Annotated in this window: 17 protein-coding genes; 8 read left to right on the top strand and 9 right to left on the bottom strand. The window is 61.7% G+C overall.

The features are described from left to right. The first annotated feature begins 67 nt into the window (after positions 1–67). The 4 genes from AB5Y50_RS00810 to hemN all read left to right on the top strand — a co-directional run bounded on the left by AB5Y50_RS00810 (position 68) and on the right by hemN (position 4,212). Complete coding sequence (locus AB5Y50_RS00810) at positions 68–1,030, top strand: IS1595 family transposase (protein ID WP_319882837.1); 963 nt, start codon at positions 68–70, stop codon at positions 1,028–1,030. A gap of 746 nt (positions 1,031–1,776) precedes the next feature. Beyond that, the gene (gene yihI / locus AB5Y50_RS00805; protein ID WP_039039515.1) at positions 1,777–2,358 is read left to right on the top strand and encodes a Der GTPase-activating protein YihI; all 582 of its coding nucleotides are present in this window, start codon (positions 1,777–1,779) and stop codon (positions 2,356–2,358) included. A gap of 11 nt (positions 2,359–2,369) precedes the next feature. After that, positions 2,370–2,810, top strand: a complete 441-nt coding sequence (locus tag AB5Y50_RS00800; protein WP_039039514.1) for a DUF2489 domain-containing protein — start codon at positions 2,370–2,372, stop codon at positions 2,808–2,810. 28 nt (positions 2,811–2,838) lie between these two features. Then, entirely contained in the window at positions 2,839–4,212 is a 1,374-nt protein-coding gene (hemN, locus tag AB5Y50_RS00795; protein WP_180911316.1) for an oxygen-independent coproporphyrinogen III oxidase, read from the top strand. Between the two features lie 67 nt (positions 4,213–4,279). On the opposite strand, the gene add is transcribed toward hemN, so the two are convergent. The 5 genes from add to glnA all read right to left on the bottom strand — a co-directional run bounded on the left by add (position 4,280) and on the right by glnA (position 10,164). Beyond that, on the bottom strand, positions 4,280–5,281 hold the full coding sequence (gene add / locus AB5Y50_RS00790; RefSeq protein ID WP_167826427.1) for an adenosine deaminase: 1,002 nt from the start codon (positions 5,279–5,281) through the stop codon (positions 4,280–4,282). Positions 5,282–5,422: 141 nt separating this feature from the next. Continuing rightward, positions 5,423–6,841, bottom strand: coding sequence for a nitrogen regulation protein NR(I) (gene glnG, locus AB5Y50_RS00785; RefSeq protein WP_010672523.1), 1,419 nt, complete (start codon positions 6,839–6,841; stop codon positions 5,423–5,425). Between the two features lie 9 nt (positions 6,842–6,850). After that, positions 6,851–7,906, bottom strand: coding sequence for a nitrogen regulation protein NR(II) (gene glnL / locus AB5Y50_RS00780; protein ID WP_069784172.1), 1,056 nt, complete (start codon positions 7,904–7,906; stop codon positions 6,851–6,853). A gap of 86 nt (positions 7,907–7,992) precedes the next feature. Next, complete coding sequence (locus AB5Y50_RS00775; protein ID WP_010672525.1) at positions 7,993–8,562, bottom strand: DUF4124 domain-containing protein; 570 nt, start codon at positions 8,560–8,562, stop codon at positions 7,993–7,995. Between the two features lie 192 nt (positions 8,563–8,754). After that, the gene (gene glnA / locus AB5Y50_RS00770; protein WP_010672526.1) at positions 8,755–10,164 is read right to left on the bottom strand and encodes a glutamate--ammonia ligase; all 1,410 of its coding nucleotides are present in this window, start codon (positions 10,162–10,164) and stop codon (positions 8,755–8,757) included. A 350-nt stretch (positions 10,165–10,514) separates the two neighbouring features. On the opposite strand from glnA, the gene typA reads away from it, so the two are divergent. The 3 genes from typA to dtd all read left to right on the top strand — a co-directional run bounded on the left by typA (position 10,515) and on the right by dtd (position 13,940). Beyond that, the gene (gene typA / locus AB5Y50_RS00765) at positions 10,515–12,326 is read left to right on the top strand and encodes a translational GTPase TypA (protein ID WP_042882265.1); all 1,812 of its coding nucleotides are present in this window, start codon (positions 10,515–10,517) and stop codon (positions 12,324–12,326) included. A gap of 177 nt (positions 12,327–12,503) precedes the next feature. Continuing rightward, positions 12,504–13,376 (top strand): virulence factor BrkB family protein, encoded by an 873-nt coding sequence (locus tag AB5Y50_RS00760; RefSeq protein WP_039039511.1) that lies wholly within the window; start codon positions 12,504–12,506, stop codon positions 13,374–13,376. A gap of 126 nt (positions 13,377–13,502) precedes the next feature. Continuing rightward, entirely contained in the window at positions 13,503–13,940 is a 438-nt protein-coding gene (gene dtd / locus AB5Y50_RS00755) for a D-aminoacyl-tRNA deacylase (protein ID WP_010672529.1), read from the top strand. A 65-nt stretch (positions 13,941–14,005) separates the two neighbouring features. Here the strand turns inward: dtd and AB5Y50_RS00750 are convergent, their stop codons facing one another. Next, complete coding sequence (locus tag AB5Y50_RS00750; RefSeq protein WP_053288961.1) at positions 14,006–14,686, bottom strand: spermidine synthase; 681 nt, start codon at positions 14,684–14,686, stop codon at positions 14,006–14,008. 173 nt (positions 14,687–14,859) lie between these two features. Here AB5Y50_RS00750 and AB5Y50_RS00745 point away from each other — a divergent pair, with 173 nt between their 5' ends. Next, on the top strand, positions 14,860–15,768 hold the full coding sequence (locus tag AB5Y50_RS00745; protein WP_010672532.1) for a bifunctional GNAT family N-acetyltransferase/hotdog fold thioesterase: 909 nt from the start codon (positions 14,860–14,862) through the stop codon (positions 15,766–15,768). A 46-nt stretch (positions 15,769–15,814) separates the two neighbouring features. Here AB5Y50_RS00745 and AB5Y50_RS00740 read toward each other — a convergent pair whose 3' ends face one another. The 3 genes from AB5Y50_RS00740 to pssA all read right to left on the bottom strand — a co-directional run bounded on the left by AB5Y50_RS00740 (position 15,815) and on the right by pssA (position 21,725). Then, positions 15,815–17,875: an AsmA-like C-terminal region-containing protein gene (locus AB5Y50_RS00740; protein WP_069784170.1), complete on the bottom strand. Its 2,061-nt coding sequence runs from the start codon at positions 17,873–17,875 to the stop codon at positions 15,815–15,817. A gap of 254 nt (positions 17,876–18,129) precedes the next feature. Then, positions 18,130–20,199 carry an ATP-dependent DNA helicase RecG gene (gene recG / locus AB5Y50_RS00735; RefSeq protein WP_010672534.1) on the bottom strand — a complete coding sequence of 690 codons (2,070 nt, stop codon included), beginning with the start codon at positions 20,197–20,199 and terminating at the stop codon, positions 18,130–18,132. Positions 20,200–20,375: 176 nt separating this feature from the next. Continuing rightward, positions 20,376–21,725 carry a CDP-diacylglycerol--serine O-phosphatidyltransferase gene (gene pssA, locus AB5Y50_RS00730; RefSeq protein WP_053288825.1) on the bottom strand — a complete coding sequence of 450 codons (1,350 nt, stop codon included), beginning with the start codon at positions 21,723–21,725 and terminating at the stop codon, positions 20,376–20,378. Between the last annotated feature and the right edge of the window lie 145 nt (positions 21,726–21,870).

Genomic DNA, 21,870 nt, shown 5'->3' with positions numbered 1-21,870 from the left:
GGCGCTGTCCCAATTATGTGTTGGAAGGCTAATCTGGAAGTAGGTCATCACCGCGAGGACCTTCATCATGGATACGCCAGCCTTCCAACACCTGTTGTCCCTCTTTCCATTACTTACTCTGCGTCAGCGCCGTGTCGCTCAGCATGAGCTCGCCGCTCCACACCCGATTACGTCCCTCCATGCCCAGTTACCCACATGCTGCGGCTGTCCCCACTGCCAGGCGGATGCCACCCAGCTGGCCCCCTGGGGCTGGAGCCGTGGGCTGCGTCGTTACCGTTGTAAGCAGTGTCGGCGAACCAGCTCCCTCCTCACCAAGACGCCTTTGGCCAGATTACGTAAGGCTGAGCATTGGGAGGACTACGCCCAGACTCTCATCGACGGGCTCACTGTCCGCCAGGCCGCCGTCCGCTGCGGTGTTTGCAAGAACACCGCCTTCTTGTGGCGTCACCGCTTCCTGAAGGCGATGGCAAACCACCAGGCAACACGGGAAGAAGGCATTGTGGAAGTGGATGAAACCTTCTTCCTCGAATCGTTCAAGGGGCAGCGAGGGTTGCCTCGTCCGGCAAGACATCGTGGCGGGAAAGGGCGTACCCGGGGGACCGGGCGGGATTACATCCCGGTGATGGTGGTGCAGGACAGGGCGGGCCATCAAGCCGACTTTCAGCTGGAAAGGCTGGATGCGCAGACGGTGAAAGCGGTGTTGCAGCCACTCATCGCGCCCGATGCAGTGCTCTGCAGTGATGGTGCAGGGGTGTATGCCAGTTTCAGCCAAGCGCGGGGCATAACACATCAGGTGGTGTACAACCGTCGAGGTGAGCGAGTCATTGGGGCATACCACATCCAGCATGTGAACGGATATCACCGGCGGTTGAAGGAGTGGATGGAACGATTCCATGGAGTCGCAACCCACTACCTGAGGAATTATCTGGGCTGGCGCAGGATGCTGGAACGTTACGGCAGGGAGGTAAATACCAAGATGTGTTTGCATGAGGCGCTAGGGCACCCGATGCAACACGTAATTGGGACATAGCCTTTTTTTGAGGTTGTAGCGATCGCCCGTAAACAGCCTGCATTGCTGTAAGAGATCTTCTATATACGGGGCTGGTCGTGTCTGAAAGATTGCTCACGTATATTTTTTATGTTTTGTTTTTCAATGAATTAAGAAATAGAACATCACTTTGTACCAGTTCGAAATGTGCTTTGGTTGATTGAGTCATCCAGCGAAGCAGTTACAGTAGGCAATCAGGATTGGCCGGAGAGAGGGTGCAAGACCCGTCTTCGGTTTGACAGGATGTCGGCTCGGAGCATGCGATGAGCAATAGATGCAAAAAGCTAGGATGGTGACCGTCAGGGATGAGCGGGGCTGCGGGAGGCAACCACCCCGATGGGAGGCAGGATGTCGCCGGTTTGGGTTAGACAAACAAACACACGCACACTCAGGACTGGTCAATAAGGATCAGGATGATCCAACGAAATGATGCGCCGTGGTTCGCCCAGGGATAAGGCGATTGGCTACCAGGGAATGGAACTCGCATGATGGAAAAAGGCAGCTTCGGCTGCCTTTTTTCTATTGGGTCATTAACCCGCCAAGACATTCTGTGTCAAAATACCAGCAACATGCCCAGAGGATGCCGATCCTGCGGTGTTCAGCGACCCAAAGTGGTCGAATTGGTGCGGGATCCCACTCTTGTTCCATATTTACTGTTCCCCGCTTCAGCATCCTCCCCGGACGACACGCTCCGGGGGTTTCCATTCAGTTATTTGTCGGAGTCATTCATGTCGGCCAAACAACCCAACCGCAAGCCTACCGGCAAGCGCAAAGAATCAGATGCCAGTGCCCAGGAAGGTCGTGAGCGCAAGCGCGCCGCCAAGCGCAAGGGCCTGAAGGCGGGCTCCCGCCAACAGGTCGAGCAGGCGGGCAAAAAGAGCGGCTCCAAGCAGGCCAAGGATCCACGCATCGGCTCTCGCAAGCCCATCGCGCTGATTGCCGACGAGAAGGGTAGCAAGCCGGTGGCGACCAAGCCTGCGAAAGAGAAGCGGGTGGTGATGACCCCCGAGCAGGAGCTGGCGTCCATCGAGAATGATGATCGCCTCAATGCCTTGCTGGATCGTCTGGATGCCGGTGAAACCCTGGAGGCCGCAGAGCAGGCATGGGTCGATCAGCGGGTTGACCGTTATCAGGAGCTGATGGACGAGCTCGGCATCATCGACAACGACGATGACGAAGATGGCGACATGGATTTTGATGATGCCGATTTTGATGAGCCGAGTCAGCCTGCCTCCGAAGAGGAGCTGTGGGAGCGTTTCTCTCAGGCGGACTACCAGCCTGAAGCCAAACCCGAGCCGAAGAAAAAGTGATGAGTGGATGGATGCTGGCCGCCCTGTTGGGTGGCCTGATTTTGCTGGGGCTTGCCGTCTATGCCGGCACCCTGATGGCGCGTCTCAAACGCCAGCAAGAGATGCAGCAGCACGCCATTGCGGCCCGCAACGAGCGGATTCTGGAGAGTGTCAGGGTGATCGCCCACGCGGTACGAGATGGTCAGTGCGACTACTCAGAAGGCGCCATCCGGCTGACCAATCTGCTGGATGCCTTGCAAATAAAGGGGGGCCGCGCCTTTGCCACCGAGTTCCCGGGGCTCTACGGCCTCTATGAGAAGGTGAAGGAGATGCCGACCCATGAGGCGAGGCGGGCACTCAAGCGCAATGAAGTGATGAAGATGGATCTCGAACGCAGCGGCTACGAGGCCGAGCTGGAGGCGCAGATCCTTGAGGATGTCGCCAGACTGAAGGATTTTCAGTTAAGCCGGTGAGCCCATGACAAAGACAGAGGAAGCAAGCGTGCAAGCAGAACAGATTGTGTGGGATCAGGCCCTGATCGAAAAATACAACTACAGTGGTCCGCGTTACACCTCCTATCCCACTGCGCTGGAGTTCAACGAGGGGTTCGGCTATCCGGACTTTGTCCAGGCAGCGGGCCAGTATCCTGCGCGCAATCTGTCGCTCTACGTGCATATCCCCTTCTGTCACAAGCTCTGCTACTACTGCGGCTGCAACAAGGTCATTACCCGGCACCAGCACAAGGCAGATCAATACCTCGACTACCTCGAACAGGAGATCAAGGCCCAGGCCCCCCTGTTCAAGGAGAGACTGGTCACCCAGCTGCACTGGGGTGGCGGCACACCCACCTATCTGAGCGACCCCCAGACTCGTCGTCTGATGGCCATGTTGCGGGAGCACTTCCACTTCGCCGAGGAGGGGGAGATCAGCATCGAGGTGGATCCCCGCGAGATCGAATTGTCCATGCTGGATGTGCTGCGGGAGCTCGGTTTCAACCGCATCAGCCTTGGCGTTCAGGACTTCAACAAGACGGTCCAGGTCGCGGTCAATCGGGAGCAGGACAACGACTTCATCCGCGCCATGCTGGTCCGTGCCCGTGAGCTGGGGTTCCGCTCCACCAATCTGGATCTCATCTACGGTCTGCCGCACCAGAACCGGGAGAGCTTCCATCACACCCTAGAAGAGGTGCTCAAGACCGACCCGGCCCGCCTCTCCATCTTCAACTATGCCCACCTGCCGAGCCGTTTTGCCGCCCAGCACAAGCTGAAAGAAGCGGACATGCCGGCGCCGCAGGAGAAGCTGGCCATGCTGCAGGACACCATTGCCTTCCTGACCGGCCAGGGTTATCAGTTCATCGGCATGGACCACTTTGCCAAGCCCGATGACGAGCTGGCCGTCGCCCAGCGCGAGGGCAAGCTGCATCGCAACTTCCAGGGCTATACCACCCAGGGGGATTGCGATCTGCTGGGGCTGGGGGTCTCTTCCATCAGCATGATGGGGGATGCCTATTCCCAGAACCAGAAGGATCTCAAAACCTACTACGCCCAGGTCGAGTCACTGGGCCATGCCCAGTGGAAGGGGTGCTCCCTCAATCGGGACGATCTGATCCGTCGTGAGGTGATCAAGCGCCTCATCTGCGATTTTTCCCTGAACTTCGCCGCTGTGGAGCAGGCCCACGGCCTGGTGTTCAAGGAGTATTTTGCCGAGGATCTCAAGCTGTTGCAGACCTTCATCGACGACGGTCTGGTGCGCATGACCGAAGAGGGGCTGGAGGTGGTCTCCACCGGTCAGCTGCTGATCCGCAACATCTGCATGTGCTTCGATGTCTACCTGCGCAACAAGGCGCGCCAGCAGCAGTTCTCCCGGGTGATCTAGGCCGGGCAATGTCGTTGGACAATAAAAAACCGCCTTTCGGCGGTTTTTTATTGGGTTTTACCCTTGCTCAGCGTTGAGCCGCACGGGCACTCAGCTCGGCCTTCTCGGCTTCGCTCAGGAAGGCCAGGATCAGGCCGTTCTGCTGGGCGGTGCGGATTTCGCTCACCGTCATGCCGGCAGCGGGGGCAGCCACCTCGTATTCGTGAGGCAGGTCGATCCCCTCCACCGCCGGATCGTCGGTATTGAGGCAGGCCAGCACGCCGGCCGCCAGGAACTGGCGGATCGGGTGATCGGCCAGACTCGCCACCGTGGTGGTCTGGAGGTTGGAGGTGAGGCAGGACTCGATGCCGATGCGGTGTTCGGCCAGATAGGCCATCAGGGCCGGATCCTGGATGGCCTTGACGCCGTGGCCGATGCGCTCGGCTCCCAGCTCGCGAATGGCCTGCCACATGCTCTCGGGGCCGGCGGCTTCACCGGCGTGCACGGTGACCCGCATGCCTGCATCCCGCACCCGGCGGAAGTGGTCGGTGAAGAGCTCGCCCGGGAAGCCCAGTTCGTCGCCGGCCAGATCGATGGCGACCAGGCGATCGCGATGAGCCAGACAGGCATCCAGCTCCTGCTTGCACTGCTCGGTGCCGAAGGTACGGCTCATGATGCCGATGAGATTGGTCTTGATGCCGAAGTCACGGCTGCCTGCGGCCACACCGTCGATGATGGCTTCGACCACGCCCTGCGGGTGCAGTTTGTGGGTCATCGCCATGTAGGCCGGGCTGAAACGCAGCTCGGCATAGTCGATCCCGGCACGCAGCAGATCTTCCACGTTTTCGTAGGCGACCCGGCGGCAGGCATCGTAGTCGGCCAGCACGGCCACGCCCCAGTCCAGTTTCTTCAGGAAGGCCACCAGACTCGGCTCGTTCTCGACGATCTGCACGTGCGGGCGCAGGGCCTCCAGTTCATCGGCCGGCAGTCGGATGTTGTGCTGACGTCCCAGCTCGAGAATGGTCTGCGGGCGGATGTTGCCATCCAGATGGCGATGCAGGTCGGTCAGGGGGAGGGATCTGTCAATCATGGGGCACCTTCTGCGAGTCGGGTTGGAAAGCCTGCCATTCTAGGCGGGGCGCCTGAAAAAGATACCCCGTTTGCAAGCAAACGGGGTGTGATTGGTCAGGCTTTCCCTCAAGGCGTGATGGGAATCGTTTTTCCCGCAGGCTCAGGGAATGTCGAGCTCCTTGAGCTTGCGGGTCAGGGTATTGCGGCCCCAGCCGAGCAGGCGGGCTGCCTCCTGCTTGTGACCGTGGGTGTGATCCAGTGCCGTCTCCAGCATGATCCGTTCGAACTGGGGCATGGCATCCGCGAGGATATCGGTCTCCCCCAGGGCCAGCTTGGCGGCCACCCAGTCCTGCAACTGTTGCTGCCAGCCACCGGTCAGGGCGGGCTGGCCCGGCTCGGCGGTGCTGGTGATGGGCGTCAGCAGCTCGGTGGGCAGATCGCCTACCAGCACCTCCTGGCCCGAGGCCATCACCGTCAGCCAGCGGCAGACGTTCTCCAGCTGGCGCACGTTGCCCGGCCAGGGCAGGCGGCTGATGTAGGTCTGGGTATCCGGGTGCAGGCTCTTGGCCTCCACGTTCAGCTCCTTGGCGGCTCGCAGCAGGAAGTGCTGGGCCAGCTGGGGGATGTCCTCCCGGCGCTCCTTGAGGGCCGGAATATGGATGCGGATGACGTTGAGGCGGTGGAACAGGTCTTCCCGAAACTCGCCGTCGGCGACCCGCTTCTCCAGATTCTGGTGGGTGGCGGCAATGATCCGTACATCCACCTGCACCGGTTGGTGGCCGCCAACCCGGTAGAACTGCCCGTCCGCCAGTACCCGCAGCAACCGGGTCTGCACGTCCAGCGGCATGTCGCCTATTTCGTCGAGAAACAGGGTGCCACCATCGGCCTGTTCGAAGCGGCCGTGACGAATGTTGTTGGCGCCGGTGAAGGCTCCCTTCTCATGACCGAACAGCTCGGATTCGATGAGATCTTTCGGGATGGCCGCCATGTTAAGGGCGATGAAGTTCTTGTGGGCCCGGGGGCTGTGCTTGTGCAGGGCATGGGCAACCAGCTCCTTGCCGGTACCGCTCTGGCCGTTGATGAGCACCGAGATGCTGGAGCGCGACAGCCGGCCGATGGCGCGGAACACCTCCTGCATGGCAGGGGCTTCGCCGATGATCTCCGGGGTGGTGGTGGCTTCCTGTTGGCGAGCCTTGCGCTTGGTACGTTGCTCCTTGAGGTGGTTCTCGGCCCGGCGTACCAGGGTGACCGCCTCGTCGATGTCGAACGGCTTGGGCAGGTATTCGAAGGCACCTCGCTGGTAGGCGTTGACCGCGCTGTCGAGGTCCGAGTGGGCTGTCATGATGATGATGGGCAGATCGGCCTGGCGGCGATGGATCTGCTCCAGCAGGCTCAGGCCGTCGATGCCCGGCATGCGGATATCCGAGAGGATCACGTCCGGTGAGCGCATCTCCAGTGAACTCAGCAGGGCTTCGCCGTCGGCGAAACTTTCGCATTCGAAGCCTTCGCTGCCAAGGGTGCGCTCCAGAACCCACCGGATGGAGCTGTCGTCATCGACGATCCACACTTTTGCTGTCATGAGGTTCCCTTATTTGCGAAGTGGTAGATAAATGGTGAATTCGGTGTGGCCCGGCCAGCTGATGCAGTCGATGCGCCCCTTGTGCTGATCGATCAGGTTCTGGGCGATGGAGAGGCCCAGGCCCGTTCCCCCTTCCTTGCCGGTGATCATGGGGTAGAAGAGGGTGTCGCGAATGGCGTCGGGAATGCCGGGGCCGTTGTCGATGATCTTGATTTCGGCCGCCAGGCGATAGCGCTGACCATGGATGGTGATCTGGAAGGCGGTGCGCGTCTTGATGCGGATGAGGCCGTCCTGATCCCCAAGGGCCTCGGCGGCGTTGCGCACTATGTTCAGGAACGCCTGTTGCAGCTGGTCCGATTCCATCTCGAATTCGGGGATGCTGGGGTCGTAGTCCCGCTCGATGCGGATCTGCGGCGGCAGCTCCAGGTCCACCAGACGGCGCACCTGCTCCAGCACGGAGTGAACGTTGTGCATCTGGTGACGGCCGGGACGCTGGGGACCGAGCAACCTGTCGACCAGCACCCGCAGGCGATCGGCCTGCTCGATGATGATGCCGGTGTATTCACGCAAGGCCGGGTCGGGCAACTCCTTTTGCAGCAGTTGGGCCGCGCCGCGCAATCCCCCCAGGGGGTTCTTGATCTCGTGCGCCAGGCCGCGCACCAGCTCCTTGGCGGCCTGCTGCTGGGCGTGTTGCTGCAGCTCCTGGCTGATCTTCTTCTGCTGATCGATCTTGCGCAGTTCTACCACTATCAGTCGCTGTTCATGATCGGCCATGGGGCTGACGCTGATCTCTACCAGCCTGGGCTCCCCCTCCACCACCAGGGTGACTTCGCTGTCGGTGAAGCCCTGCCCCGAAATGAGGCACTGTTTGAAACGCTGCAGATCGAGAGAGATGTGCTCCAGCAGGTGGGGCAGTTCGATGCCGATCAGTCGTCGTTCGCTGAGGGAAAGCAGCTGCTCTGCCGCCGGGTTGACGAATTGAATGCAGAGACGTTCATCCATGAGAATGACGGCGGTCAGCAGATTGTCCAAGAGTGTCTTGGCGTTGTCCGAGCGGGTTGGCACAGGTTTCTCCCTAAAGCGGTGCTGTATACCTAGAATGCACCAATATAGTGCATCAAGTTTACCCGCATCGGTGCGTCACATCACCCCTAATTGGCCTTGGGGGCGGCTCTGGGAGCCTGATTCACCGACGCCCTGTGCAGGTAAAAGGTGGTTGGCTTAGATTTAGCAAGGATCGTACCGTCTTTGGCGAGCAACTCGAGCCGTGCCTCGTAAGCGCCCCTATCGAGGTTTTCCACCCGTATGGCCAGGCTGTTGTGAACCAGGGGCACCGCCTTGCCGTTCAGGATCAGGCGCACATCGTATTGCACCGGGACCTGGGGAGAGATCTCGCCCTGGAAGACGATGTTGCCGGTATTGTCGCGCAATGTGCTGCCCGGTTCCGGAGAGATGAGGTCGATCTCCAGGGGAGCCGCTTCCAGGGCTTTCCTGGCATCGACACCGGTCAGGCTGTTGAAGTTGTCCACCTGGACCGAGTGGGGGGCTGTGCCGATGAGCGGCGAGACCCGCAGGTCCACCTCTTTTGCGCTCTTGCCGGGAGGGGGGGCATCGGTGTAGTGGGTCACCCCCTGGGGATCGACCCAGGAGTAGACGCGGGCGGCCTGTGCGGAACAGGAGGCCATCAGCAGGAGGCTCAGCAGCCAGGGTACAGTGTTCATCCATCTCTCCTTGACGGGGTTCACCTTAATCCTATCAGAGAAAAACCATGGGGTCGGGGTGTGAACAGCCGAGGGTGGTACGGCTCCGTGAACGGGATCATCTTTCTGCACGATCGTGCCCGTTTGGCGGTATTTCCGTTGCCAGAATGAAAAAAAACCCGCCAGATGGCGGGTTTGTCATGGGAAAGCGGATTAGACGGAGTAGTACAGCTCGAACTCCAGCGGGTGCGGAGTCATGCGCACGCGGTCAACATCCTGCTGTTTCAGTTCCAGGTAGGAGTTGATGAAGTCATCGCTGAACACGCCACCACGGGTCAGGAACTCACGGTCTGCATCCAGTGCGGACAGCGCTTCGTCCAGGGAACCGGCAACGGTCGGCACTTCGGCGGCTTCTTCCGGCGGCAGATCGTACAGGTTCTTGTCCATGGCATCGCCCGGATGGATCTTGTTGATGATACCGTCCAGACCGGCCATCAGCTGGGCAGCGAAGGCCAGGTACGGGTTGGCAGCCGGATCCGGGAAGCGTACTTCGATGCGGCGGGCTTTCGGGCTCGGCACGACCGGGATACGGATGGAGGCAGAGCGGTTGCGGGCGGAGTAGGCCAGCATGACCGGTGCTTCATAGCCCGGCACCAGACGCTTGTAGGAGTTGGTGGTCGGGTTGGCGAAGGCGTTGATGGCCTTGGCGTGCTTGATGATGCCGCCGATGTAGTGCAGTGCCATCTCGGACAGACCGCCATACAGGTCACCTGCGAACAGGTTGACGCCGTCTTTGGCCAGGGACTGGTGGCAGTGCATGCCGGAGCCGTTGTCGCCAAACATGGGTTTCGGCATGAAGGTGACGGTCTTGTTGTAGGCGTGGGCCACGTTGTGGATCACGTACTTCAGGACCTGCACTTCGTCAGCCTTCAGGGTGAGGGTGTTGAAGCGGGTTGCGATCTCGTTCTGACCGGCAGTCGCCACTTCGTGGTGGTGAGCTTCGACGACCTGGCCCATCTCTTCCAGCACCAGGCACATGGCGGCACGGATGTCCTGGGAGGAGTCAACCGGGGCAACCGGGAAGTAACCACCCTTGACGAACGGACGGTGACCCTTGTTGCCGTGCTCGTAGTCGGTACCGGAGTTCCAGGCAGCTTCTTCGGATTCGATCTTCACGAAGCTGTGGCCCATGGTGTTGGAGAAAGTGATGTTGTCGAACATGAAGAATTCCGGCTCCGGCCCGAACAGCACGGTGTCAGCGATGCCGCTGGACTTCAGGAAATCTTCGGCACGCTTGGCGATGGAGCGCGGATCACGGTCATAGCCTTGCATGGTGGCGGGTTCAAGCACGTCACAGACGATGTTCAGAGTGGTCTCTTCGGTGAACGGGTCCAGTTTGGCGGAAGCCGGGTCCGGCATCAGCACCATGTCAGACTCGTTGATGCCCTTCCAGCCGCCGATGGAGGAACCATCGAACATCTTGCCGTCTTCGAAGAAGTCTTCGTCAACCTGGTGGGAAGGGATGGATACGTGCTGCTCTTTACCCTTGGTGTCGGTAAAACGCAGATCAACAAACTTGACTTCGTGTTCCTGGATCAGGGCCAAAACGTTCTGGGCTGACATGCTAAGTAACCTCCGGTGTTAAAACTCTTTGGGTGAATGCGTCGTCACATTCACATAAGCCAGTATCGTGCCAAGTTTGTGACAGCTTGATTTCAGGGCACTTGCACCGTTTCAGGCTGTCGAGAAACCCGTTCTCATGCCGGTTGCTGCATTAAAGTGGTGCAACCTTGGATCGTTTTGGTGCACCGAGATGGTGCGCCAGCGTATCCAGGCCATCTAAGCAGCCTTTTGCTGCGGGGTCCATGATCCTGATCCTTTGTTGTGCGTGAATGTGTTGCAATTCTGCTAGGCAGATCACAAAGGCGAGAGTACAATTAGCGCCCAATTTTACCCGGTGATTTGAGGCGAGAATGTTAGAGAATTTACGCAATATTGCGATTATTGCGCACGTTGACCACGGCAAAACGACTCTGGTTGATAAGCTGCTGCAGCAATCCGGCACTCTGGATCGCACCAGCGAAGGTCAGGAACGGATCATGGACTCCAATGATCTGGAACGGGAACGTGGCATCACCATTCTCGCCAAGAACACTGCGATCCGCTGGAACGACTACCGCATCAACATCGTGGATACCCCGGGTCACGCCGACTTCGGTGGTGAAGTTGAGCGCGTACTCTCCATGGTTGACTCCGTGCTGCTGCTGGTCGACGCCGTTGACGGCCCGATGCCGCAGACCCGTTTCGTGACCCAGAAGGCGTTCGCCCAGGGTCTGAAGCCCATCGTGGTCATCAACAAGATCGACCGTCCGGGTGCTCGTCCTGACTGGGTAATGGATCAGGTCTTCGATCTGTTCGACAACCTGGGTGCCACCGATGAGCAACTGGACTTCAAGGTTGTTTACGCCTCTGCACTGAACGGTTGGGCCACCCTGGATCAGGACGTCCCGTCCGAGAACATGGAACCCCTGTTCCAGGCCATCGTCGACAACGTGGAAGCCCCGAAGGGCGACGTTGACGGTGCCTTCCAGATGCAAATCTCCCAGCTGGACTACAACTCCTACGTGGGCGTCATCGGTATCGGCCGCATCACTCGTGGTCGCGTCAAGACCAACCAGCAGGTCACCATCGTCGGTGCCAACGGCAAACCGCGTACCGGCAAGGTAGGTCAGGTGCTGGGCTACCTGGGCCTGTCCCGTACCGAAGTGACCGACGCGCAAGCGGGCGACATCATCGCCATCACCGGTCTGGGCGAGCTGAAGATCTCTGACACCATCTGTGACAACAGTGCCGTCGAAGCCCTGCCGCCGCTCTCCGTTGACGAGCCGACCGTGAACATGACCTTCCAGGTCAACACCTCGCCGTTCGCCGGTAAAGAAGGCAAGTTCGTCACCTCCCGCAACATTCTGGAGCGTCTGAACCAGGAGCTGGTCCACAACGTGGCCCTGCGCGTGGAAGAGACCGAAGATCCGGACAAGTTCCGCGTCTCCGGCCGTGGTGAACTGCACCTCTCCATCCTGATCGAAAACATGCGTCGCGAAGGTTACGAACTGGCGGTATCCCGCCCGGAAGTAATCCTGCGTACCGTGAATGGCGAACTGCAAGAACCGTTCGAAACCGTCACTGTGGACGTGGAAGAAGCGCATCAGGGTTCCGTGATGGAGCAGCTCGGCCTGCGTAAAGGCGAGATGACCAACATGACCCCGGATGGCAAGGGTCGCGTCCGTCTGGACTTCATCATCCCGAGCCGTGGTCTGATCGGCTTCCAGACCGAGTTCCTGACCATGACCTCTGGTACCGGTCTGCTGTACCACACCTTCGACCACTACGGTCCGCACAAGGGTGGCAGCATCGGTGAGCGTCAGAACGGTGTGCTGATCTCCAACGCCACCGGCAAGGCCCTGACCTTCGCCCTGTTCGGTCTGCAAGATCGTGGTCGTCTGTTCATCGGTCACGCGACCGAAGTGTACGAAGGCCAGGTGATCGGGATCCACTCCCGCTCCAACGACCTGACCGTCAACTGCCTGAAAGGCAAGCAGCTGACCAACATGCGTGCCTCCGGTACCGACGAAGCCCAGGTGCTGACTCCGCCGATCCGCATGACCCTGGAGCAGGCTCTCGAGTTCATCGACAACGACGAGCTGGTGGAGATCACCCCCAAGGCCATCCGTATCCGTAAAAAGCTGCTGACCGAACTGGATCGCAAGCGCGCCGGTCGTGCTTGATCGATAGCTGTTCATCGACAGACCAAAGAGAGGCCTTAAGGCCTCTTTTTTTATGGGCTCGACATGAGGGCGCATGGTGCCTGAGCTCGATGGAGGCGCATCCGGCCGGTCTGCGGGTGGCCAAATGACCACCCTATCTGACACAATGTCTGCATGATCACGCTTACGAGAAACAAGATGCAGCAGCAGATCCGCGGCCGTCTGGCCCATGCACTCTCCTTCTTGCGCCACGATGGTGCCCACTTCGCCCAGTTTGTCTGGGGCCGCTTCCAGCAGGACAGATTGACGGTGACCGCCGGTTACCTGGCCTATGTCACCCTGCTCTCCCTGGTGCCCATGATCGCCGTGGTGTTCGGCATGATGTCGGCCTTTCCGGTGTTCCAGAGCCTGAAGCAGGCGATGGAGCAGTTCGTCTATCACAACTTCGTCCCCACCGCCGGCGAGATGCTCAAGGAGTACATCGACGGCTTCGTGGCCAACGCCACCAACACCACGGCCGTCGGTATCGGTGCCCTGATCGTGGTGGCCCTGATGCTCATCTCGGCCATCGACAAGAATCTCAACTACATCTGGCGGTCCACCCGAAGCCGGCCCTTGGCCCAGGCATTCGCCATGTACTGGATGATCCTGACCCTGGGCCCCGTGCTCATCGGTGCCAGCATCGCCATCTCCTCCTACATTCTCTCGCTCAGGTTGTTCGCGGCTGACAGCCTGTTCGGTATCGGCTATCTGCTGCTGCGCAGCCTGCCGTTCCTCTTCTCCGTGCTCACCTTCCTGCTGATCTATACCGTGGTGCCCAACTGCCGCGTGCGGCTGACCCACGCCTTCATCGGTGCCCTGGTGGCGGCCACCCTGTTCGAACTGGCCAAGCGCGGCTTTGCCATCTACATCACCAACTTCCCCTCCTACCAGGCCATCTATGGCGCCCTGGCGACCATTCCCATCCTGTTCGTCTGGGTATATCTGAGCTGGCTGGTGGTGTTGCTGGGGGCCGAGACCACCGCCTGCCTCGGGGAGTACGAGAAGCCCGGTGCAGAGGAACTGGCCTGACGCCGGCCGGCCATCACACCGGATCCCGACACAAAGGCGTTGGCCCGGGCAGGGCATTTATTGGTAGCATCGACGACCGCTCATCCCGCAGGATGGGCGGTCGTGCTGTTTTGAGAGGAGAGGGATGTGATTGCACTGATTCAGCGGGTCAGCGAGGCCAGCGTAACGGTAGAGGGAGAGGTGACCGGGGCCATCGGCCAGGGGTTGCTGGTGCTGCTCGGGGTGGAGCAGGGGGATGACGAGGCCAAGGCGGACAAGCTACTGCACAAGGTGAGCGGCTATCGCATCTTCTCGGACGAGAACGGCAAGATGAACCTCAACGTGAGCCAGGTGAGCGGCAGCCTGCTGGTGGTCTCCCAGTTCACCCTGGCGGCGGATACCGGCAAGGGGATGAGACCCAGCTTCTCCGGTGGCGCCCATCCCGCAGATGCAGAGCGACTCTATGAGTACTTCGTGGCTCGCGCCAGGGAGAGCGGCGTGCCGACCGAAACCGGCCGCTTCGCCGCCGACATGAAGGTCAGGCTGCTCAACGACGGCCCCGTCACCTTCTGGCTGCAGGTATAAGGGTGGCAGGCAGGGCAGGACTCAGCGGACGGCAGGACGCGATGCCTGCACACTTCGCAGGTTCTTCACCCTGCCGGTGCTCGCCCGCCCTGGCCATGCTGACGGGTCGCGTGCAGGATGACGTTGCGGTAGCCGGACACGTCGTGGACGTGGGTCGGGCCTATCCACTCCTCTGCCAGTCGCAGAGCCTGTGCCTGTTCGAGCCGGGTGCGGGGCAGCAGATTGATGATGAGGGTTCCGCTCAGGCGGCTGGCCAGCGCCTGATAGAGCGGGGCCTGGAACAGCAGCAGGGGGTTGCCGTCCTGGCTGAACAAATCCAGCAGCACCAGATCGTAGAGCTCCTGGCTCTGGTACAGGAAGTGCAGCGCATCGGCGTGATGCAGCCGAGGCGAGCCCCCTGACGAGGGGAGGAAGAACTGCTGGAACAGGGTGAGGATCTCGGCATCCAGATCCACGCAGTCGTGGTGGGCATCGGGCCAGCGTGCCGCCAGGTGACGGGTGAGATCCCCTCCGCCCAGCCCCAGCTCCAGGATCCGGCTTGCCCGCTTTGGCAACTGCTCCGCGATGCTCCGTTGATGAGGCAGACAGAGGCGGGCCGGCTGGTGGAGGCTCATGGCGGATTGCACCACGCCGTCCATTTCCAGCCAGCGATGACGGGCATTTTCAAGCACCGAAACGCGGCGTTCGGGTTTGGCGCTGAGGTGCAATAAGTGATCGGCTTGGTACGCTTGCAGATTGAAGTCCATGAATTTGCACGGCAAGATGGCTTTCGACCAGTGTAACTCAAGGATGTTGTTATGTACCGGGTGGTCACCCCCCAAACGGCAGCCGAGCTGGATACCTACTACAGGCTGCGCCGGGAGAAATGGTTGCGTCAGTCCTTCCATCTGCCAGTCGGCGCACACTCAAGGATCGCTTTATGTACCGGGTAGTCACCCCAGAAACACCAGCGGAGCTGGATGCTTACTATCAGTTGCGCTGGGAACTACTGCGCAAACCCTTCAATCTGCCCCTTGGCTCCGAGCGTGACGAGTACGATACCGTCGCCATTCACCGGCTGATGCTCTCACCCGACGGAACGCCCATCGCCGTGGGTCGCCTCTTTGTGGGCGGCGATGAAGCCCAAATCCGCTTTATGGCGCTGCGACCCGAATTTCGCGGCCAGGGGCTGGGCGCCCGCATGGTGGAGGATCTCGAGCAGCTTGCCCGCGACGAGAAGGTGAAACGGCTGGTGATGAACGCCCGCCAGGAGGCGGTGGAGTTCTATCGCCGCTGCGGCTTCCTCGAGGTAGGGGAAGGCCCCGTCTCCTTCGGCCGCATCCCTCACCGCCAGATGATCAAGTCCCTGAGTCCCATGCAGACCATCCAGTACCGTCCGGAGTGGTGCCAGGATCTCACCACCCGCTGGTCGCGGGGCATTCCCATCAGCGAGAAGATGGGGGTGCACATCACCCACTACGATGGCCAGACCTTCCACCTCAAGGCCAACCTGGCGGCCAATCTCAACGTCCACGACACCATGTTCGCCGGCAGCATCTACAGCCAGTGCGTGCTGGCGGGCTGGGGTCTCATCTGGTTGCAGCTCAAGGAGGCAGGGCTGGGAGGGGATACCGTGCTGGCCGAGGGCAACATCAAGTATTACCGGCCGGTGAGCGAAGAACCGGAGGCGCGGGTGGCCCGGGAGGGCATGCCCGCCGTGCTCGAGCCGCTGAGGGGCGGAGAGTCCGCCAAATTCAGCCTGCGGGTGCAGCTGTTCAGCGGCCGCAAGCTGGCGGTGGAGTTTGTCGGTCAGTACGTGGTACTGCCCATCAAGCGCGGCGCACGCTGATCCCTGATGTTCACAGCAACAAGGCCTCTTCGCGAGGCCTTGTTCGTTATTGGGCGGCCGGTGGCCGTGGGCGCCAGAGCGGGCCGCTTCGTCCCTGGGCGGGGTAGCGCACACCCGCCTCCCAGCCACAGGCGTCCTGTCCCGTGGGGAAACTCCAGCCCAGGTCGGGCGCATTGAGGGGGCCGCGCCAGCGGGCGAGCAGCTCGGCGCAGCGCCCCTTGTTCAGGACCCCGAGGTCGAGCTGCCACTGGTCTGCGGCCAGGTCGACACCCCCTTGCAGTGCCAGCAGGTGGGTGATGGTGGAGGCACCACCTTGCTCGATCCGCACCTTGCCCTGCTCCGCCCTGGCATCCAGCCTGATCTGATAGAAGGGGGTGTCTCCGCGTTGCATCGCCTGCCACAGCATCTGCGGTGTCAGATCGGGGGGGGTCTGCTCCCTGAACCAGTCATCCAGCAAGGGGTCGATGCCGACCTTGTCCCAGAAGGGATCCTTGCTCTCCAGGCTCAGGCTGCCCTGAAGGGTCCGGCGCCAGTTGGCCGTCTGCTCGCCGGGCTGCCCGTTGAGGTCGGCCTGCAGATCTGCCGCCAGATCCACCTTGCCCGCGAAGGAGACGGGGGAGTGCAGCAACTTGCCCCACTGCTCCAGATCCAGCTGCTTGCCCTGCAACTGCAGGCGGCTCTCCTGCCCGGGCGTCCTGCCCCACTGGCCGCTCAGGTTGAGGGAGCCCTCGTCGGGCAGGGAGGTGGTGAAGGTGTTGAGCTGCCAGGAGCTGGGGGTCAGCTCGCCATCCAGGGTGCCGTTGCGAGCACTGAGACCGTCCCACACCAGCTCGAACCACTTGCTCTCGATGCGGGCGCGCCCCAGCAGGGGGCCTGGCTGGTTGCCCCGCAGGGCGAGATCGTTCAGGTAGAGTTGCCAGCCGGTCAGGGAGAGGGGCAGGGTGTCGTCGAAAGAGAGCACCTTGAGCTTGTCGAAGGCCAGTTTGCGGATGTCGATCTGTTGCGGGCGCCAGCCCTGCCAATCCTGCCACCACCCCTGGGGCAAACTGATGTCCATGCCGCTCAGGGCCAGATCCTTCAGGACGAGCTTCTGCTGCTGGGTGTCGAGGGCCAGCTCGACGTTGAACTCCCCTTCGTATGCTTTGCCCCGCAGCTCGGCATCCAGCTGCCGGGAGGAGAAGGCGAGCTTGCCCTCGACGGCCTCAAGCTGGAACAAGCCGCGGCCCATGTCGCCTAGGGTGCCCGCCAGATAGCCGCTGGGCTGGCTGCCCGCCTGCCAGTCGAAGGCGGTGAGCTGGCCGTTGAAGTTGTTGAGGGAGAGCTCCTGATCGATGGCATTGATGCTCACCTGGGCAAGCTGACCCCTGTCCAGGGTGATGCGGCGCAGGGGGAACTCGCCAGGGGGGATGTCACCAAGCTCGAGTCGCATGGCGCGGGCCTTGAGATCGTGCAGTTGCAGGCTGCGCTCTGGCCAGTTCAGCACCATGCCGGTCTCGAGCAGGCCGTCGAACAGGTTGGTGGTCAGTCTGTCGGTGCTGAGCACCTGCCCCTCCAGCCGCCCCTTGAGGCTGAGACGGGCCAGGGTGAACATGGGGGTCTCCAGCTGGTTGATGCCCAGGGTGAGGTTGGCCTGGGGCTGGCGTCTCGGGTCGATCAGTTCCCAGTCACTCAGGGACGCACTGAGGCCGCGCAGGGTCAGGGCCTCGCTCTGCAGGCTCAGGTTGTCGATGGTGCTGTCGCTGATGGTGAGGGAGTGAACCGGCAGGCTTGGCAACTGGTTGGGGAGCGGCAGCTTGATGACGGGACGGATGAGGTCCAGGTGGGCGATGCGCACATCCCGGTTCAACCAGTCGATGTGCTCGATCTCCAGATAGAGTTTTTCCAGCTGTACCGCATCCCCATAGCGCACCTGTTCCGCCAGCAGGGTGTAGGGGTGCAGCGGATTGAACACCAGCCGGCCTATGGTGACGGGCACCCCGGTCTGCTGGCTGAGCCAGTTGGCGATGGGGCCTTTGGCGCGCTCGGCATCGAACAGGCCGAGACCGACCCAGACAAAGAGCAGCAGGAAGGCGAGGGTGTAGAGCAGGCCGCGGAGCCAGGAATTCATCAGTGCTTTCCTCCTGTTTCTGTTGCTTGGTCAGGCATTCGAGTAGTGATCCCGTAGACCGAGCCAGCATCGTATCAAGGGTTCGACATGGCTCGGGTGTTTATCCATCAGGCAAGGTGACCCTCTTCTGCATCTGCCTTGGTCAAGCATTGGAGTAGTGGTCCCGCAGGCCCAGCCAGCGGCGGATCAGGGGCTCGACATGAGCCGGGTGTTTGTCCATCAGGCAAGGTGACCCTCTTCTGCATCTGCCTTGGTCAAGCATTGGAGTAGTGGTCTCGCAGGCCCAGCCAGCGGCGGATCAGGGGCTCGACATGAGCCGGGTGTTTGTCCATCAGGAAGCGCGCCATCTTCTGCACCTGAGGGATGAGCGGCTGGTCGCGCACCAGATCGGCGATCTTGAGATCGGCCAGGCCGGTCTGGCGGGTACCGAGCAGCTCGCCTGGGCCACGCAGCTCCAGATCCCGCTGGGCGATGAGAAAGCCGTCGTTGGTCTCCCGCAGTACCCCGAGGCGGCTCTGGGCGGTCTTGGACAAGGGGGCATGATAGAGCAGCACGCAGTGAGAGGCCACCGACCCCCGCCCGACCCGGCCGCGGAGCTGGTGCAACTGGGCCAGCCCCAGTCGCTCGGGGTTTTCGATGATCATCAGGCTGGCATTGGGCACATCCACCCCCACCTCGATGACGGTGGTGGCGACCAGCAGTTGCAGTATGCCCGCCTTGAACTCCTCCATCACCCGCTGTTTCTCGACGGGGCGCATCCGGCCGTGTACCAGGCCGATGTGCAGGCCGGGCAGCAGGGTTTGCAGCTCGGCGGCGGTGTCTTCGGCGGCCTGGCACTCCAGCACCTCCGACTCCTCGATCAGGGTGCAGACCCAGTAGGCCTGCTTGCCCTCCTCGCAGGCGAGCCTCACCCGCTCGATCACATCCTGGCGGCGACTGTCCGGCAGGGCGACTGTGGTGATGGGAGTGCGGCCCGGCGGCAGCTCGTCGATGATGGAGGTGTCGAGGTCCGCATAGGCGGTCATCGCCAGGGTGCGGGGGATGGGGGTGGCGGTCATGATGAGCTGGTGGGGATGCACCCCTTCCCGCTCTCCTTTTTCTCGCAGGGCGAGGCGCTGATGCACGCCGAACCTGTGCTGTTCATCGATGATGACCAGGGCGAGGCGCTGGAATACCACCTGCTCCTGGAAGATGGCGTGGGTGCCCACCACCATCTTGACGCTGCCGTCCGCGATGGCGGCCAGCGCCTCTTCCCGCGCCTTGCCCTTCTGCTTGCCCGCCAGCCAGCCCACCTTGATGCCGAGCGGCTCCAGCCACCTGGCGAAGTTGATGGCGTGCTGTTCGGCCAGCAGCTCGGTCGGGGCCATCAGCCCCACCTGGCAGCCGTTGCCGATGGCCTGCAGGGCGGCCAGCGCCGCGACCAGCGTTTTACCTGAGCCCACGTCCCCCTGCACCAGCCGCATCATGGGGTGGCTCTGCTGCAGATCCCTGGCTATCTCCGCCACCACCCGGCTCTGGGCGCCGGTGGGGGTGAACGGCAGGGCGCCGAGCAGTTGCCGGACCAGCTCGGGAGCGGGTTTGAGGGCGCGGGCCAGCTGGGTCTGTGCCTGGGCGCGCACCTTCAAGACCGAGAGGTTGTGGGCCAGCAGCTCTTCCAGTACCAGCCGCTGCTGTGCCGGGTGCTGGCCGCTCTCGAGCAGGGCCAGCGCCACCGAGGGAGGCGGGCGGTGCAGCAGCTTCAGGGCGGCGGCAAGATCGATCTGCTGGGGATAGAGGCCGGCAGGCAGCAGCTCCTCGACCCCGTAGAGGTCGAGCTGGGCCAGGGCCTGATCCGTGAGGCTGCGCAGGGTGAGCTGGCGCAGCCCCTCTGTGGTGGGGTAGACGGGGGTGAGGGCCTCTTCGGTCTGGCCGGCCTGCTCCTCGCCGAGCAGCTTGTACTCGGGGTGGGCCATCTCCAGGCCGTACTTGCCGGGACGTGTCTCGCCGAAGCAGCGGATAAGGCGGCCCTGGGCCAGGCTGTTTTTCTGGGCAGCGGTGAAATTGAAGAAGCGCAGGGTCAGGCTGCCGGTGCCGTCGCTGATACGGCACACCAGCATGCGGCGGCGCCCCATTACCAGCTGGGTGTCCTGGATCTCGCCCTCGACGGCACCGTGCAGGCCGGGCGGCAGATCGCCGATGGGCCACACCTGGGTGCGGTCCTCGTAGCGCAGGGGGAGGTGGAACAGCAGGTCCTGTACCGTGGCCAGCCCCAGCCGCTCGAGTTTCTCCAGCATCTTGCTGCCGACACCCTTGAGGCTGTCGAGGGAGATTTTATCCAATTTCATCAATTAGATGCCCGAAAACACTGTAAATATGTCCAGATGATAGGGGTTGTTGCGGCCTCGATGCAAGCCGCGTTGTGCCGTTCCGGGCTGGTGGGCAAGGGAGCGGGGGGAGGGTCATCCATGAAAAAGGCCTGCCGGAAACGGCAGGCCTTTTCACTGACGGGGCGCCCTGGCGGTCAGATGATGCGCTTGAGCAGGAGGTGAGCCTTGACCCTGTGGATCCGGGCCAGCAGCTTGCGCACCTGATCCGGGTAATCCTTGATCTGCTCTATCTGGTCGAAGTGACTGATGCGGCGGGTGTGGGCCAGGATGTTCTCCCGCTCCGCACTGAACTGCTCGCGCAGGTGATGGTGCTGGTCGTGTACCAGCAGGCCGTTCTCCAGATCCAGCGCCCAGGCTCGGGGATTGAGGTTGTTGCCGGTGAGCAGGGCCCACTCCTCGTCCACGAAGATCCCCTTGAGGTGATAGGAGTTCTTGTCGCAACACCAGAGCATGAGGTTGAGCCGGCCGTTGTCGATGTGGTGCTGGTTGCGCTCGGCAAACTTGCGCAGGTTGGTTTCGTAGAGATAGGGCAGACCGCCTATGGTGGAGAACTTCTCCTCTGGCGGGATGAAGAAGTCGTTGGCGGTCTTGTCGCCCACGACGATGGTCACCTTGCAGCCGCGTCTGAGCAGCCCTTCCACGTCCTTGTTCAACTCCTTGGGGGGGTTGAAGTAGGGGGTGCAGATGAAGATCTCCCGCTCGGTAGCCCGCACCAGGTTGCGGATCATCCGGTTGAGCTGGTTGCCCCGCTTGCCCAGGCCCACCATGGGGGTCACGGCGATCTCCCGATCGTTGGGCTGGATGCTCTCGAAGCGGTACTGGCAGAGGCGCAGACGCTGCTTGAAGCGGCGGATCGGTCCCTTGAGCTGCTTGGCGCCGGGGATGCCGGTGCGATCCAGCCGCTGGACGGCCTCGCTGCCGAGGAAGACGTCATCCACGTAGTTGACCATGCTGCGGGTCAGTGCCGGGCTGTGGATCTGGTGATAGCGATCGAAGCGGTAGCGCTCCTGCTGGTGCAGGTAGATGTCGTTGAGGCTGGCGCCGGAGTAGAGCAGGGTGTCGTCGAAGATGAAGCCCTTGAGGTGCAGCACCCCGAGTAGCTCGCGGCCCTTGACCGGCACGCCGTAGATCTCGATCTGGTGTTGGTGGCTGGCGGCCATGGCCTGGTACATCAGGTGGTTGCCCCCCTGCTTGCCCTTGCCGATCAGGCCGCGCTGGGCGCGGTGGAAGTCGACGAACACCTTGATGTCGAGAGAGGGATTGCGCTGCTTGGCGGCATAGAGGGCGGAGAGGATCTCCCGTCCCGCCTCGTCATCCTGCAGATAGAGCGCGATCAGATAGATGCGCTGGGTCGCATGGGAGATGAGCGACAGGATCCGGCTCTTGAAGTCTTTGGCGCTGCTGAGTATCTGGAACTGATCCGCGGCAACCGCGATCTGGGGTAAGCGGGTCAGCAACTGTCGATAATGTGCCGATGAATGCATAGAGAAGCCTGAAATCACGGGATGAAGCGTTCCACTCGGGGCGAAGAATAGGCAATTCTAGCAATCTGTGGCGATGGGCCCAAGCAAGAATCCGTAAAAAGTCGGTGCAATATCACATCGGGGCCGACGGATGCGGCCCCGATGT

Source organism: Aeromonas sp. s6, from assembly GCF_040907815.1.
GTDB lineage: Bacteria > Pseudomonadota > Gammaproteobacteria > Enterobacterales > Aeromonadaceae > Aeromonas > Aeromonas caviae.
This window is presented reverse-complemented; position numbering and strand designations above follow the sequence as displayed.